Origin of the sequence: Flavobacterium hibisci (genome assembly GCF_020026925.1) — a bacterium.
In the GTDB taxonomy this organism is placed as follows: Bacteria; Bacteroidota; Bacteroidia; order Flavobacteriales; family Flavobacteriaceae; genus Flavobacterium; species Flavobacterium hibisci.
On record NZ_JAIQDW010000004.1, the window covers coordinates 31,626 to 47,786 of the forward strand.

A 16,161-nucleotide genomic window follows, 5' to 3' on the forward strand; every position below is an offset into this window, starting at 1 on the left:
TGTAAGTTGTGAATTATGAGTATTAAATCACTATTTAACTTTTCAATTTCGTATTTGGTTCAAAAATCATTCTATTGAAAGCCTTGCCATGATGGGATAATGATCTGAATTTTCAAAATCAGAAAAACTTTCAAACTGTTTTATCTTCATTTTAGGATCAGTAAAAATATAGTCGATTCTGGCAGGATAATATTTAAATTTATAAGTAGCACCAAAACCTTCGCCTGCTTCTTCAAAAGTATCTTTTAGTTTTCCTTTTATATTTCGATAGACATAAGAAAAAGGGCTGTTATTCATATCCCCACAAATAATAATCGGGTACTTACATTGCTTGATGTTTTCTTTAAAAATCTCCGCCTGTTCTTGCTGCTGTCTAAATCCTTTACTTATTCTGGCCAGTATTCGCTGTGATTTTTTTTGATTAACATTATCAATATCATCCGAAATTTCATTTACATCAGGCGAAATTTTAATAGACTGTAGGTGCATATTGTAAATCCTGATTACGTCCTTACCTCGTTTTATATCAGCATAAACTACATTATTATCTGAATTCGGAAAAATAATATTACCTTCATTTATAATAGGGAACTTCGAAAAAATAGCCTGCCCTGTTTTGATTTTTTTCCCATCAATAAAAATATAACGGTGCGGATATACTTTTAGATCCAGATGTGCAGAATTCGAATACTCCTGAACACACAAAATATCAGGATCTTTTTCATCTATAAATACTTTTATATTATCAGGAATATCATCACGTTCGAGCCATTTAAAAACATTAAAAAGACGAACATTATAACTCATTACAGAGAAGTCCTTTTCGTCATCTACATATTCTTTACCTGAAATTTTATAAAACTTGCTAATAAATGTAATCCCCGTCAACAACACTAATCCTGATAAAATAAGACGTTTTTTAAACTGAATTGCCCAATAAATAAAGAATAACCCGTTTGCCACAAAAAAAGCCGGCATAAATAATGTGAGCACCGATAAAAGTGGAAAACTTTTAGGTGCTAAAAAAGGCAAAACATAGATACTAAATGTAAGGACAGTCAGTACTATATTCAAAAAGAACATTATTTTATTAAACCAGGAAAGGTTTTTCATATTATTTTGCTAAAGATTATTTTCCAGCTTTAAATAGAAACTCTTTTTCTTCTTTAGTAAGACAATCATAACCAGACTGGCTGATTTTGTCTAAAATTTCATCAATTTGCTGTTGCGTTTTGTCTTTGGTAACAATCCTTGATGTTGCTTTTTCTATAGGTTTTTGATAATTTTTATGCACTTTTTTGAATGGGGTCGTTGGGGATTTTCTAAACAGATTGGCAAAAAAATCTACTATTTTGGTAATAATAATACTTAAATCTGTACCATTTTGGAGGAGCTTTACATACATAAACCCAAAAAAGGCACCAGCTAAATGCGATATATGCCCTCCGGTATTGTCTAAACGCAACTGCATCAGGTCTAAAATCAGGATTACGCCTGTGATGTGCCATAATTTTACATTTCCAATCAACAGTAAACGAACATCCATCAATGGCTGATATGTTGTTGCCGCAACCAAAATTGCCATAATTGCAGCAGAAGCTCCAACTATTGGTGCCGAAATATTTAAAAAATAATAACTTAATGCAAATATAATTCCTGCAAAAACAGCACTTAAAATATACAATCCCAGATATTGTTTTTGAGTAAAAAAGGTCAAAAACAACTGGCTTGCAAAATTCAAAACCATCATATTAAACAACAAATGCAAAAATGAAGAATGGAAAAATGCATACGTTAAAAATGTCCAGGGCTTAAATAGAAAAACATTTGGATCTGAAGAAAGTGCCAACCAGTCTGGATATGCAAATCCGCCACCTGAATATTGATAGAAAAACACTAATGAAATCAGAAAACAAGCAATATTCCAATAGATCAAACGTAGTGAAACCCCTCCTATCTTATACTGTAATTTCAAATCATCCAAAATATTCATAAAGCTTCTTTTTGGTTTTTATTAATTATTAAAGTTAAAAATTAATTCCAACGATTGTTATTAAACTGATTTTTTTTCCAGTATAACATCATTAAAAAACCAGTTATTGCACCTCCTATATGCGCAAAATGCGCTATACCTGTCCCTCCGCTTCCAAACAATGATCCACCTTTAAAACCTAAGAATAAATCGACAGCTAAAATTCCCGGAACAAAATATTTTGCCTTGATTGGTATTGGTATAAACATTAAAGCAAGCTCAGCATTAGGAAACATAAAAGCAAAAGCAGTCAACAAACCATAAATAGCACCTGAGGCCCCAACAATTGTCCCGATGTAAGCATTTGTAAAGCCATCAAATTGTGTTACCGAAACCAAATCCTGCCATCTCGTATCAATTTTCCCTTGATTCAAAAGTTGTAAAATTTCGACTTTATTAAATCCATTAGCAATTAATGTATTCATAGTATCCTGAAAAAAATAATAATTCACAGCAGTATGTAACAATGCAGATCCTAAACCACATGAAATATAAAAAAACAGGAACTTTTTTCCTCCCCAAAAATGTTCAAGAGCTGATCCAAAAGAATATAATGCAAACATATTAAAAGTAATATGCATGATTCCTCCATACTCTAATTTTCCATGCATAAACATATGTGTGATTGGCTGCCAAATTTTAAAATTTGGGTTTTCAGGAAAAAACATCGCAAGATATTCGTAAGAAACAGGCACTAATTGCGCTCCTATAAAAACTATTATATTAATAATCAATAACTGCTTTACTATTGGTGTCATGTTCATCATAAGGCAAACTTTTTATCTATATCTTCCACACGCATGGTGATGAAAGTAGGTTTTTGAAAAGGTGAAATATTTGGATCTTTGCAGGCAAATAATCCGTTTACTAAATTATCCTGCTCTTTTTCCGTTAAATAAGATCCGGTTTTAACTGCTAAACTTTTGGCCATCGATTTGGCTATCGTATCATTCTGACTATAACTGCTCCCCGGTATTCCTTCCTGCAGATCGCTTAATAATTGTTCGATTACAAGAGAAACTTCGCTTTCAGTAATATTAACGGGAATTCCGGAAATCACAATATGATCTGTTTGAGCTTTTTCGAAAACAAAACCTGTTGTTTCCAATGAAGGTTTAAGCTCTTCTATCAATGCCATTTCATCTGATGAATAAAACAAATTCAACGGAAACAACAACTGCTGACTTGAAGCCTGATTTACTGTCATATTCAACAAAAATTGTTCATATAAAATACGCTGATGAGCCCGCTGCTGATCAACAATTACCATTCCTGATTTTATCGGCGAAACGATATATTTTTTATGTATCTGATATGTTTTCTGACCTGCCTGTTCTACTTCATCATCATTAAACAGTGAAGATGTCACTTCTTCATTTTCGAATGTAAATGGTGAACTCTCAATACTTTCCGCATTATCTAAATCCAACCCAACATATAAACTTTCCCAACTTGCTGTTGGTTCAACTCTTTTAGAATAACCTGAATATGATGAACCTGAATGTAATGCTCCTGAAGATGAAGACGATCCGGAACTATAACCCGATCCTGAATTGGCTTTTGAATAATGCTGATTCGTTTTATCATCCGTAAAAGGATTAAAATTGCCATCTATCTGAATCGTTGGTGTTTCTGCTTCTAAATCTTTATAGTGATATGGTGTATCTAAATTCGAATCCCGATCAAAATCAAGAACCGGCGCTACATTAAACTGACCTAAACTATGCTTAATCGAAGCCCTTAGAATAGCATACAAAGCCTGTTCATCATCAAACTTTATTTCAGTTTTTGTTGGATGAATATTAATATCGATTGTATTCGGCGGAACTTGCAGGTATAAGAAATAGCTTGGCTGTGAGCCATCTTTTAAAAGCCCTTCGTAAGCAGCCATAACTGCATGATGCAAATAACCGCTCTTTATAAAACGATCGTTTACAAAAAAGAACTGCTCGCCCCTGCTTTTCTTGGCAAATTCAGGCTTACAGACAAAACCCTGAATATTTATAATTTCAGTATCTTCATTAACAGGAACCAATTTTTCATTCATTTTTCCTGACATTATTCCAACTATACGCTGGCGATAACCGGCAGCCGGCAAATTATACATCTCGCTTCCGTTGTGATAAAAAGTAAAATGAATATTTGGATGCGCCAAAGCAACACGCTGAAATTCATCCATAACATGACGAAATTCAACTGTATCAGACTTTAAGAAATTGCGTCTGGCAGGAATATTAAAAAATAAATTTTTAACCGCAAAAGAAGTTCCTTTTGGTAAAACTGCTACTTCCTGCGAAATAAATTTACTTCCTTCAATAACAATATGCGTTCCTAATTCCTCCTGATCCTGTCTGGTTTTCATTTCCATATGAGCAATCGCTGCAATCGAAGCTAAAGCTTCTCCACGAAAACCTTTAGTACACAACGAAAATAAATCTTCGGCCTGACGAATTTTTGAGGTCGCATGACGTTCAAAACACAAACGCGCGTCAGTAACGCTCATTCCTTTGCCATTATCAATCACCTGAACTAGTGATTTTCCAGCATCTTTAATAATCAATTTAATATCAGTCGCATTGGCATCAACTGCGTTTTCTAAAAGCTCTTTTACAACTGAAGCAGGTCTTTGTACTACCTCTCCGGCAGCAATTTGATTGGCAACATGATCAGGAAGTAATTGAATAATACTCGACATTGAAAATTTTAGATTGTAGATTAACGATTTAAGATTTTTGATTTAAAATCCAAACCAAGGTGTACAAATTTAATGAATTTCTACTGGCTTTTAGAATTTCATTAGTCATAAAAAAAACAAAAAACCTATACTCTTTTTTACACAGTATAGGTTTTGTAATATACAAAAATGTTTTTTTATTGGTTCTCAATTTTTCTGGGAGCATCTTCAATCTGAATCGCACCTGAAGAGAGTAATGGCTGAGTAAAAGGATGCGAAATAGAAGCCTGCTGACGGATATAAGCCATCTTTATAGCAGCTATAGCAGCTTCGGTTCCTTTATTTCCATGAACACCACCGCTTCGGTCAATAGACTGCTGCATGTTATTGTCTGTTAAAACACAAAAGATAACCGGAATATCAGTCTGAACATTTAAATCCTTTATTCCTTGAGTAACGCCTTCGCAGACAAAATCAAAGTGTTTTGTTTCTCCCTGAATTACACATCCTATAACAATGACTGCATCAACATTTTGCGTCTGCAGCATTTTTTTTGCGCCATAGATCAGTTCAAAACTTCCCGGGACATTCCAGCGGATAATTTGCTGTGCAGGAACATCGCAGTCAATTAGTGCTTCAAAAGCACCATTATAAAGTCCTTCGGTTATAGTGTCATTCCACTCAGAAACAACAATCCCAAATCGAAAGTCTTTCGCATTTGGGATTGTGTTTTTATCGTATTCTGATAAATTTTTATTTTCGGTAGCCATTTGTAGTATTATTAGAATTTAAATTTACGATTGCTAAAATACGAATCTAAAATATAAAATCTGAACTCAAAAGTATAATTATTGCGCTAATCCAATCAAGGCATCAACTGAATTTGCCTCCGGAGTTCCGTCAAAGTTTTCTTTAATATCTGTAAGGTATTTCAGCGCATCTTCTTTTTGTCCTAAAGCTATAGCGGTTTTACCTGCTTTTAATAAAAAACGAGGTGTTGTGAAATCATTTTTATTAGATTCAGCAGCTTTTACATAATAATCAAGAGCTTCTTTTTGATTGTTTTTTTGAGAATAAGCATCTCCAATTGCACCTTTAGCCAAAGCGCTTAAAATCATATCATCCGATTTAAACTCTCCTAAATATTTGATCGCTTCGTCAAATTTACCCGTGTTCAAATAAGCCATACCAGCATAATAATTAGCTAAGTTCCCCGCATCTGTTCCTGAATATTCATCAGCAATTTTGACAAATCCGAATTTACCTTCAGAACCATTCAAAGCCAATTTGTATAAGGAATCGCTTGCTACACCATCAGTAGCTTTTTGGAAATTTTGCTGTGCAACAAACATTTCGTTAGCAGCTTCATCTTGCTTAGGTGCTTCAATAAATTTTTGGTAAGCCAAATAGCCAATAGTTAATACAGCAATACCAGCAACTAAACCAATAATGATTTTTTGATTTTTAGCAACCCAATCCTCAGTTCTTGAAGCAGTTTCATCTAATTTTGAAAAAACACCAGCAGTTGTACTGTCTTTTTCATCAACAATTACCTGTGTTTCTTCAGTTACTTCTTTAACTTCCTTTTCCTTTGGTGCTTTATATCCTCTTTTATTGTAAGTAGCCATTTAAAATTAATTTAGTGAACGGCAAAAATAAAATTTTTATTGAAACTGAAGTAAAAAAAATCGATTTTATCACTATTTTAAAAAAAATATTTTCGATAATGATAATTACTTTCATATTGACACTAAAATAATTCATTCCAAAACGCACTAAAAGCCTAATATATCGATAATTTTCGATAATTTGCACCCTTAAATATTTGCTGTTTCTAAACATCATATTTTACCTATTAAGGTGCCTAAAAAATGCATTTAAACAAGATTTCCTTATTCAATTATAAAAATTTCTCCGAAATCAGTTTCGATTTTGACCATAAAATCAATTGTTTTGTCGGCAAAAACGGTATTGGCAAAACCAATGTGCTTGATGCCATTTACCATTTGGCTTACGGAAAAAGCTATTTCAATCCCCTTGCCGTTCAAAACATAAAACACGGAGAAGAGTTTTTTGTAATTGACGCCGAATTGGAAAAGAATGACAGAACGGAGCAAATTGTCTGCAGTTTAAAAAAAGGACAAAAAAAGGTTTTAAAAAGAAACGGCAAGGCTTACGATAAATTTTCAGATCATATCGGATTTATTCCGTTAGTCATTATTTCGCCAGCAGACCGTGATTTAATTGTGGAAGGAAGCGAAACGCGCCGTAAATTTATGGATAGCGTGATTTCTCAATTAGACTCCACGTATCTGCATCAGCTTATTCAGTATCAGAAAGTAATTGTACAGCGAAATGCGCTTTTGAAATATTTTGCACTGAACCATACTTTTGACAATGATACCTTATCTATATATAATGAGCAGCTGAACGAATACGGAAAATCGATTTTTGAAAAGCGAAAAGATTTTCTGGAACAATTTATACCTATATTTAATGTACACCATCAAGTCATTACAGGTTCTGAAGAATCAGTACAATTAGTTTACGAAAGTCATTTATCCGAAAAAAACTTATTGACGCTTTTACAAGAAAACATCAATAAAGATCGTGCCTTACATTATACAACTGTCGGAATTCATAAAGATGATTTGTCTTTTGAAATTGATTCGCATCCCATAAAAAAATTCGGTTCACAAGGTCAGCAGAAATCATTTTTGATTGCCTTAAAACTGGCTCAATTTGAATTTTTGAAGAAACAAAGCGGTGTAAAACCTATTTTACTTTTTGACGATATTTTTGACAAACTCGATGAAACCCGTGTTTCTAAAATTATCGAAATGGTAAACAGCGAAACTTTTGGGCAGCTTTTTATTTCGGATACACATCCGGAAAGAACCGAAACAATTGTAAAATCTACACATCAGAGTTATAAGATATTTAATTTGTAATTTTATAAATAATTCAGAAGTTAAAAAACAACTGCAATAAAAAAAATTAGATTATGCTCACAAAAGAATCATTGCAATTTTTAGACGATTTAAAAAAGAACAATAACAGAGACTGGTTTCAGGACAACAAAAAACGTTATGAAATCTTCAAAAAAGACTATCATCAACTGGTAAGTGATTTTCTGGATGCAATGAAACCTCTTGATCCTTCATTAGAATTATTAGAAGTTAAAAACTGTACTTTCAGAATCAATCGCGATATTCGATTTTCTAAAGACAAATCTCCTTATAAAGCCCATTTAGGCGTTTGGATGTCAGCTGGTGCAAAAGGCGCTAATCGTTCCGGATATTATGTCCATATCGAAAAAGGAGCGAGTTTTATCGCTGGCGGATTTTATTCACCTGAAGTAGAAGATTTGAAAAAAGTCCGCAAAGAAATTGCCTTTTTCTATGATGATTTACAGGAAATCCTAAATGATAAAAACTTCAAAAAAGAGTTCAGGAGTTTAGACATAAATGAAAACAACTCTCTGAAAAGCATGCCTCGAGGTTATGAAAAAGATCATCCGGCAATTGAATTTCTAAAACTGAAAAGTTTTACGGCAACTCAAAAATACGATATCTCTGAAGTAACCCAGAAAGATTTCGTTTCAAAAATGAGTAAAAAACTAATTGCTTTGAAGCCTCTAAACGAATTTATCAATCGTGCATTAGAAACTGAGGAATAAAAAGATAAATCGCCACAAATACACGAATCAATACAAATAATATTACTCAATATAAATTCGTGATCCCGATAGCTATCGGGAGTGGCGGAAAAACTTTTATAAATGAAAAGAAAAATACTTTTTCTTGGTGAATCATATCGCGCTGATGCTATCACATGGATGAAAGGCCTGAAAGAATTTGGTGATTTTGAAATCATTACCTGGGAACTTCAAACACCAAACAGTTCCAGATTCAAACGTATTCTTGAATATTTATTCTCTCCTCTTTCAATTCGAAAAATCATCCGAAAAGAAAAACCGGATATGGTAATTGCCGAAAGAACGACCAGTTATGGTTTTCTTGCTGCATTATCAGGCTCTAAAACCATTGCCATTGCCCAGCAAGGACGAACCGATTTATGGCCTGAAGAATCTAAATTGTATCCTTATAAAAAATTCATTCAGAAATATGCTTTCAAAAAAGCGAATTTAATTCACGCCTGGGGGCCAGTGATGGCAGTTCACATGAAAGCAACTGGTGTTGATATGAGCAAAGTTTTAATTCTTCCTAAAGGAATTGATTTATCGCTTTTTACTCCTTCAACCAATAATTCGAACAAAATTGAAGCGATTGTAACGCGTTCGCTTCAACCGGAATATCGACATGATTCGATTTTAAAAGCTTTTGGAATTTTGAACCAAAAAGGAATTGATTTTTCGCTGACTATTGTGGGCGACGGAACAAGACTGCAATTTTTAAAAGATTTAGCGAAAGATTTAAAAATCGAAAATAAAGTGGTTTTTACAGGAAGAATTCCGAATACCGAACTTCCAAAATTATTACAGCAATCCAATATCTATATCAGCATGCCCATTACGGAAGGTGTTTCTGCTTCTTTGTTTGAGGCAATGGCTTCTAATTGCTTCCCTGTTGTTTCAGACATTCCAGGAAATCAAAGCTGGATTACACATCGCAAAAATGGACAGCTCATTGAAATTGATAATATTGAAATGCTGGCAGCAGAATTAATCTGGTCTTTTGAAAATCCTGAATTGCGAAATCAGGCGATTATTAGAAATAGAAAGTTTGTGGAAGAGAATGCGAATTATGATATTAATATGAAGGTTATCGCGGAGAAATATCATGAGTTATTAAACTTGCAAAATATTTAACCGCAAAGTTCGCAAGGGTTTAGGCTATAAATACAACGCTTTGTGAACTTTGTACAAACTTTGTGTCGTTGCGGTTAAATCAAAACTTATAATTCATACTTTTGAATTCAGATTAAAAAGCCTTTTACATATGGAAATCCAATCCAATTTTTCTTTAAAAAACTACAATACTTTTGGCATTGAAGCCAAGGCTAAACAATTCGTTGCAGTTCACTCAAATGCCGAATTAAAAACAATTTTAGAAGAAAATAAAAACGAAAAAAAGTTTATTTTGGGAGGCGGAAGCAATATGCTTTTAACCAAAGACATTGATGCATTGGTTATTCATATTGATTTAAAAGGAAAAGAAGTAATTAAAGAAGATGATGATTTTGTATGGGTAGAAAGTCAGGCGGGTGAAGTCTGGCACGATTTCGTTCTTTATACAATCGACCATAACTTTGGAGGTTTAGAAAACATGTCACTTATTCCTGGAAATGTCGGTACAACTCCAGTTCAGAATATTGGCGCGTACGGAGCCGAGATCAAAGATACTTTTGTTTCCTGCAACGCCATGAATATTGCTACTCAGGAAATAAAAACTTTTAATAATGCCGAATGTAATTTTGGCTACCGCGAAAGTATTTTTAAAAACGAAGTAAAAGACCAATATATCATTACTTCTGTTATTTTTAAACTGACGAAGCGTAATCATAAAATCAACACTTCATACGGGGATATTTTGGCTGAATTATCAAAAAACAACATTACAGAACCTACATTAAAAGATGTAAGCAACGCTGTAATTGCCATCAGAAAAAGTAAATTACCCGATCCGAAAGATTTAGGAAACAGTGGCAGTTTCTTTAAAAATCCGATTTTACTGAAGTCCGATTTTGAAAAAATTCACCAAAAGTTTCCTGAGATGAAATACTATGAAATTTCTGAAACTGAAGTAAAAGTTCCAGCTGGATGGCTTATTGAACATTCTGGTTTAAAAGGAAAACGTTTTGGTGATGCCGGAGTTCATAAAAACCAGGCTTTGGTTTTAGTAAATTATGGAAATGCAACCGGACAGGAAATTTTAGCATTATCTAAAGAAGTTCAGAAAACCGTTTTTGAAAAATTTGGAATTCAGATTGAGGCGGAAGTAAATATTATCTAATACGGCTATCTCAATTATTTTCAGTCTTATAAATGAAAAAACTAAATTTCAAAATTATTCTTATCCAATTCATAGGAATAATATTTTTAATCAACGGTGTTCTGCAGCTTAGATTTTATACAGCAGCAGAAAAAATCATTTATATCAGAAAACACTTTAAAAGCTCACAAACACGAGGTCACGACCCTTTATTTCCTGCTGAAGCAGATATTTTTGATTTTTGGTCAAGCATTTATGTGTGGATATTCCTAGGCATGTTACTAGGAATCTGTCTGATTTCTTATATAAATTGGAAAAATAAACTTTCGGCACTGAATAATATTATAGTCGCATTATGCCTATATATCGTTCTAAGACTTAAATTTTTCAGAAGAGGAATTCTATCCGATGTGTTCCATCCTTTCACAGTAACTTTATCTGATGATCTTGCAATCCAATTTTTTATTGAAGGAATTATATTCACTTTTATTGGTTCCGTAATTTTATATGTAAGTGGTTATCGAAATTTATTTAATTTTAAAAAAAATAGTAGTAAAAGCTAGTTATAAAATGTACACACCACAGATCTACAAAAATGAAAATCAGGAAGAAATCAGGGCTTTTTTAAAGGAAAACAGTTTCGGAATCCTGATCAATCAAACTAAAGGAAAGTTATGTGCAACTCATATTCCGATAGAATTGGAATTCAATTCTGAAGGAAAAGAAATCCTGCAGGGACACATTTAAAAACCAAACCCGCAGGCAGAAGGCTTTGCAGAAAACGATCAGGTTTTGGCCGTATTTACCGGCCCGCATTCTTATATTTCTTCTTCCTGGTACGATCATGAAAATGTACCAACATGGAATTATATAGCCGTTCATGTTTATGGAAAAATTAAGATTGTAGATTATGAAACTGCTGTAGAACAATTGAAAAAGCTGGTTGATAAATACGAAATGAATTCGGAAAATCCGGTTCGGGTTGAAGATTTATCTGCCAAAACAATGCGTGAAGCCAAAGGAATCTTTGGATTTGAAATAGAAATTGAAGAAATTCAGGCTGCCAAAAAACTTTCTCAGAACCGCGATGATTTTAATTATAAAAACATCATTTCAGAATTAGAGAAAACTAAAAACGCTCAGTCTATTGCCGTTGCAAAAGAAATGTCAAAATGCCGAAAGTAAATTGGTTTTACCATTGAAAATTAGGAATTCATAAGTACATTTGCATTCGCAAGATTCAGAAATTAAAAGACCATAAAACCATATGCTTATATTTTTACTTTACTTCTTTATTGCTGTTGTATTCATACAAATTTTCTACTACTTAGGGATTTTTGGAAAGTTCGCTTTCGGTAAACCTCAAACTATTACACCCAAAAAACTTCCGGTTTCTGTAATTGTCTGTGCAAAAAACGAAGAAGAAAATGTAAAAAAATACATTCCGCTTTTAGCAGAACAGAATTATCCTGATTTTGAAATTGTCTTAATTGATGATGCTTCAAGTGACGAGACGCTAGAAGTTTTTGAAGAATTTGAAGAAAAATATTCAAACATCCGATTAGTAAAAGTAAAAAATAACGAAGCTTTTTGGGGAAATAAAAAATATGCTTTAACATTAGGTATCAAAGCCTCAACAAAAGACTACTTATTGTTTACAGACGCTGATTGCTATCCAAATTCAAAAGATTGGATTACTGCTATGAGTTCGCAATTCACAATGAACAAAACTATTGTTTTAGGGTATGGCGGTTATGAAAAAACAGAGCGCTCTTTATTGAATAAAATTATTCGTTTTGAGACAGTTCTTACGGCAATGCAATATTTTTCATGGGCAAAAGCAGGACTTCCATATATGGGAGTAGGAAGAAATTTAGCCTATAAAAAAGAAGAGTTTTTTAATGTAAATGGATTTATAGATCACATCCAGATTCGTTCCGGTGATGATGATTTATTTGTAAACCAGGCAGCAAACAAAGCAAACACTACCATTGCATATAGTCCTGAAAGTTTCACTTATTCTAAAGCAAAAGAAACCTATAAAGAATGGTTTACCCAAAAAAGAAGACATGTCGCTACAGCAAATCATTATAAGTTTTTTGACAAAATGCAATTAGGTCTTTTTTACAGTTCACAATTATTATTCTTTTTATTAGTTATTATTTTATTGGCTTTCCAATTCCAATGGATTGCTGTATTGGCATTATTGGCAACCCGATACACGATAGCATGGATTGTAATTGGATTTTCAGCCGGAAAATTAAAAGAGAATGACTTAAAAGTTTGGTTTCCTATTGTTGAAATTGTGCTTGTATTCACGCAAATTAATATCTTTATAACTAATCTTTTTTCAAAACCAGTAAATTGGAAATAAATTCTAAAATAGAAAAAGCAAAAGAAGGCGATCAGATCGCCTTTACTTTTTTATTAGATTTTTATTGGAATGAAGTGTACGGTTTTATGCTCAAACGTACAGAAAATGAAACTGTTGCCGAAGATATTACTATTGAAACTTTTTCAAAAGCTTTCGACAAAATCGCAAGTTATAATCCCGAATTTCAATTCAACACCTGGCTAATCAGTATTGCAAAAAATGTTTACATTGATTTACTTCGCAAAAAGAAATCCAGTCTTTTTATAGAAATCACTGACAATGAAAATCAGCAGGCATACAACATAGCCGACCCTACCCCATCTGCCGAGGATGCATTAATTAAGGAGCAAAATTTATCCCGTTTGCTTTTGTGCATCAAAGAATTAAAACCTCATTATCAGGAAGTCATTCAGTTACGATATTTTCAGGAAATGACATATCAGGAGATTGCACTCAAAATAAATGAGCCTTTAAGCAATGTAAAAGTAAAATTACTTCGGGCTAAAAAATTATTGGCAGAAATTATCGAACGTAATAGATAATTCATTATCTTTAATAAAACAATAAGATATCAATATTTTTATTCTTAAAAAATCCCATATTTCACATACCAAACGTTCTTTGTTTTCGTTATTAGTCAAACTAAAAACCTGTCATGCTTATGATTTAATGTTACTTAACCTTTTAAATCTAATTACTATGTCTAAATTAAGCCTTTACGAAACCAAATGGACTGATCTTGTTTTCGAGAACAAAAACAAAGAGTACGGCGCGTACCAATTACGTCAGGAGAATACCAAAACAACTGTTTCAGCATTATTTATGGCTTTGTTGTTAATAGCAACCATAGGGAGTCTTTCCATGCTGATTGGTAAATTGAAACCACATGAAATTATTGAGCCAACAATAATATCTTGTCCAATTACACCAATAGATTTAGATAAGGTAGTAATACCAAAAACAGAAGAACCAATTGCTCCACCTATGCAGGAAAGCGCTCCGGCATCAACCGAAGTTCAATTAGCAAACCCTGTTGTAGCACCAACTCATGAAGCAACACCAGAAGTTATCGCACCAAACACAAATAATGCTTCTACAGTAGATAACACTTCTGCCGGAACAGGAACTGTAGTCAATGCATTACCAACAACCGGCGGTAATGGAACGGAAGGAGAAGCAACTAAGGCAATTGGTGACGGAAATTCAGTTGTAAGTACAGCCATTTTAGACAAAATGCCGGAATTCCCGGGCGGAATGGCTAAGTTCTATACTTACGTTGGAAACAACTTCAACAAACCTGAACTGGACGCTGAAAGAACATTGAGAGTATATGTTTCTTTTGTTATCGAAAAAGACGGTTCAATGACTGACATCACAGTAAAAAATGATCCAGGTTACGGATTAGGAAAAGAAGCTATACGTGTTCTAAAATCATTAAAAACAAAATGGACTCCGGGAATATTGGAAGGAAAACCGGTGCGAACTGCATATAATCTTCCGATCACAATAAAAACAGAAATGGAATAACAACCGATAAAAAGCAGAATTTAGTTTCTGCTTTTTTTGTGCAATTTTTATCATAAGAAATAGAATACAATTAAACTTAATTTCTTAATTGTAAAAAACATTCCTTTATATTTAATTACTTTTACGACTGTTTAAAAAACATATTAGTTGTATAACATTAAAAACTAAAAAATGGGAATATTTTCAGCTATCCTTGGCAATGCAGGTTCAGTAAGCCAGGAAGATTTAATTAAAAAATACGGACAGCTTTTAACCGATAACGAAGAAATCGAAATGGGTTTCAAACTCATCAGAGATACTTTTATATTCACTAATAAAAGATTAATTTTAGTTGACGTACAAGGCTTAACAGGCAGCAAAACTGAATACAAATCTATTTCGTACAAAAGCATTACACGATTTAGCGTTGAAACCGCCGGAACTTTTGAACTTGACGCTGAATTAAAAATCTGGGTTTCAAGTGAACAACAGCCGAGTATTGTGAAACAATTCAATAAATCGGTAAATGTATATGATGTTCAAAAAGTATTGGCACATCACGTTTTAGGTTAATCCTCAAATAAAAAACCCGACAAATTTCAAACTGTCGGGTTTCTTTTTAATCAAAAAACGATTATTTCTTTTTAGTAATTGTTTTCTTTGTCGTCGTTTTTTTAGTCGTTGTTGTTTTTTTAACTGGCGCTGTATTGTCTATTTTTTGCTGGACATACGCTTTATAAACACCATCTTTTTCAGCTCTCTTTTTAGCATCTTCGGCTCTCTGTTTTGAATCCGGATGTGAACTCATCATTTTTTCTAAAAATGATGCTTCTTTACCCTCGCTCATTTTTGCTAAAATCCTGAAAGCAGATTCTTCAGCATTAACATTGTAACCATTCTTTTTCATAAAATTATAGGCAAACAGATCCGCTTCAGCTTCTTGTTTACGACTATGTTTGCTATCAATCATAGCGCTTCCAATTTTACCCAACTGACTATCCGTAATGCTTGAAATTGTCGCAGACTGTGAAGAAACCCCATCAATCAAGGCTTCTTTCTGATAAGCTGCACGCATAGCATCTCTTGAATCATTATTGGCAACGTGACCAATTTCATGACCAATTACAGCCAGCAGTTCATTATCATCCATAATATCCATTAGCCCGGAATACACACGTACACTTCCGTCTGCTGTTGCAAATGCATTTACTTCTTTTAGTTTATACACTTTATAGTTCAAAGTATAACCTTCACCAGAAGTATGTTTTCCAAAAAGCCTGTTCAATCTTAGCGTATATGGATCATTTGGCCCTGCAACTTCATTTTCAGCATCTAATTTATCTACAGCCTCTTTAGATAATTTAGCCGCATCTGCATTTGTCAGACTAAAACTAGCCACTCCTTTTTGAACTGCCCCTATTGCTTTTTCACCAAAATTAATCTGCGCCTGTACTTTTGTAAAGCTCAAAGAAGCGAATAGAATCCCTAAAACTATAAATTTATTTTTCATCTCTTTTTAATTTAATTACAGAGCAAATATACTTAGAACTAAAAATATAAAATAGTTTATATTTATTTCTTTTAACCGTTAAACAATCACAAATACATTACATTATTAAAA

General features: G+C 33.2%; 16 protein-coding genes and 1 pseudogene. 10 read left to right on the forward strand and 7 right to left on the reverse strand.

Annotated elements, in window-relative coordinates; translation table 11 throughout:
• Positions 1–66: 66 nt before the first annotated feature.
• The 6 genes from K8B81_RS05655 to K8B81_RS05680 all read right to left on the reverse strand — a co-directional run bounded on the left by K8B81_RS05655 (position 67) and on the right by K8B81_RS05680 (position 6,334).
• Positions 67–1,113: an endonuclease/exonuclease/phosphatase family protein gene (locus K8B81_RS05655; RefSeq protein ID WP_223679751.1), complete on the reverse strand. Its 1,047-nt coding sequence runs from the start codon at positions 1,111–1,113 to the stop codon at positions 67–69.
• 16 nt (positions 1,114–1,129) lie between these two features.
• On the reverse strand, positions 1,130–1,993 hold the full coding sequence (locus K8B81_RS05660) for a rhomboid family intramembrane serine protease (RefSeq protein ID WP_223679753.1): 864 nt from the start codon (positions 1,991–1,993) through the stop codon (positions 1,130–1,132).
• Positions 1,994–2,034: 41 nt separating this feature from the next.
• Positions 2,035–2,799, reverse strand: coding sequence for a rhomboid family intramembrane serine protease (locus tag K8B81_RS05665; RefSeq protein WP_223679755.1), 765 nt, complete (start codon positions 2,797–2,799; stop codon positions 2,035–2,037).
• Positions 2,796–4,727, reverse strand: coding sequence for a DNA mismatch repair endonuclease MutL (gene mutL, locus K8B81_RS05670; protein WP_223679757.1), 1,932 nt, complete (start codon positions 4,725–4,727; stop codon positions 2,796–2,798). Before mutL ends, K8B81_RS05665 begins: the two co-directional genes overlap by 4 nt.
• 176 nt (positions 4,728–4,903) lie before the next feature.
• Positions 4,904–5,476 (reverse strand): 6,7-dimethyl-8-ribityllumazine synthase, encoded by a 573-nt coding sequence (gene ribH, locus K8B81_RS05675; RefSeq protein ID WP_223679759.1) that lies wholly within the window; start codon positions 5,474–5,476, stop codon positions 4,904–4,906.
• Between the two features lie 78 nt (positions 5,477–5,554).
• Positions 5,555–6,334, reverse strand: a complete 780-nt coding sequence (locus K8B81_RS05680) for a tetratricopeptide repeat protein (RefSeq protein WP_223679761.1) — start codon at positions 6,332–6,334, stop codon at positions 5,555–5,557.
• Positions 6,335–6,577: 243 nt separating this feature from the next.
• Here K8B81_RS05680 and recF point away from each other — a divergent pair, with 243 nt between their 5' ends.
• From recF to K8B81_RS05730, 10 genes and pseudogenes are all read left to right on the forward strand, one after another.
• Positions 6,578–7,657 (forward strand): DNA replication/repair protein RecF, encoded by a 1,080-nt coding sequence (gene recF, locus K8B81_RS05685; RefSeq protein WP_223679763.1) that lies wholly within the window; start codon positions 6,578–6,580, stop codon positions 7,655–7,657.
• Positions 7,658–7,710: 53 nt separating this feature from the next.
• Positions 7,711–8,385 (forward strand): DUF2461 domain-containing protein, encoded by a 675-nt coding sequence (locus tag K8B81_RS05690; protein ID WP_223679765.1) that lies wholly within the window; start codon positions 7,711–7,713, stop codon positions 8,383–8,385.
• A 102-nt stretch (positions 8,386–8,487) separates the two neighbouring features.
• Positions 8,488–9,537 carry a glycosyltransferase gene (locus tag K8B81_RS05695; RefSeq protein ID WP_223679767.1) on the forward strand — a complete coding sequence of 350 codons (1,050 nt, stop codon included), beginning with the start codon at positions 8,488–8,490 and terminating at the stop codon, positions 9,535–9,537.
• A gap of 130 nt (positions 9,538–9,667) precedes the next feature.
• Positions 9,668–10,681 (forward strand): UDP-N-acetylmuramate dehydrogenase, encoded by a 1,014-nt coding sequence (gene murB / locus K8B81_RS05700; RefSeq protein ID WP_223679775.1) that lies wholly within the window; start codon positions 9,668–9,670, stop codon positions 10,679–10,681.
• A gap of 32 nt (positions 10,682–10,713) precedes the next feature.
• Positions 10,714–11,223: a hypothetical protein gene (locus K8B81_RS05705; RefSeq protein ID WP_223679777.1), complete on the forward strand. Its 510-nt coding sequence runs from the start codon at positions 10,714–10,716 to the stop codon at positions 11,221–11,223.
• A gap of 7 nt (positions 11,224–11,230) precedes the next feature.
• Positions 11,231–11,845: pseudogene (locus tag K8B81_RS05710) on the forward strand (FMN-binding negative transcriptional regulator).
• Positions 11,846–11,927: 82 nt separating this feature from the next.
• Positions 11,928–13,034: a glycosyltransferase gene (locus K8B81_RS05715; RefSeq protein ID WP_223679779.1), complete on the forward strand. Its 1,107-nt coding sequence runs from the start codon at positions 11,928–11,930 to the stop codon at positions 13,032–13,034.
• Positions 13,025–13,576 carry an RNA polymerase sigma factor gene (locus K8B81_RS05720; protein ID WP_223679781.1) on the forward strand — a complete coding sequence of 184 codons (552 nt, stop codon included), beginning with the start codon at positions 13,025–13,027 and terminating at the stop codon, positions 13,574–13,576. The genes K8B81_RS05715 and K8B81_RS05720 overlap by 10 nt, the downstream gene beginning before the upstream one ends.
• A 157-nt stretch (positions 13,577–13,733) precedes the next feature.
• Positions 13,734–14,561, forward strand: coding sequence for an energy transducer TonB (locus K8B81_RS05725; protein ID WP_223679783.1), 828 nt, complete (start codon positions 13,734–13,736; stop codon positions 14,559–14,561).
• Positions 14,562–14,732: 171 nt separating this feature from the next.
• Positions 14,733–15,113 (forward strand): PH domain-containing protein, encoded by a 381-nt coding sequence (locus K8B81_RS05730; protein ID WP_223679785.1) that lies wholly within the window; start codon positions 14,733–14,735, stop codon positions 15,111–15,113.
• Between the two features lie 61 nt (positions 15,114–15,174).
• On the opposite strand, the gene K8B81_RS05735 is transcribed toward K8B81_RS05730, so the two are convergent.
• The gene (locus K8B81_RS05735) at positions 15,175–16,050 is read right to left on the reverse strand and encodes a M48 family metalloprotease (protein WP_223679809.1); all 876 of its coding nucleotides are present in this window, start codon (positions 16,048–16,050) and stop codon (positions 15,175–15,177) included.
• Between the last annotated feature and the right edge of the window lie 111 nt (positions 16,051–16,161).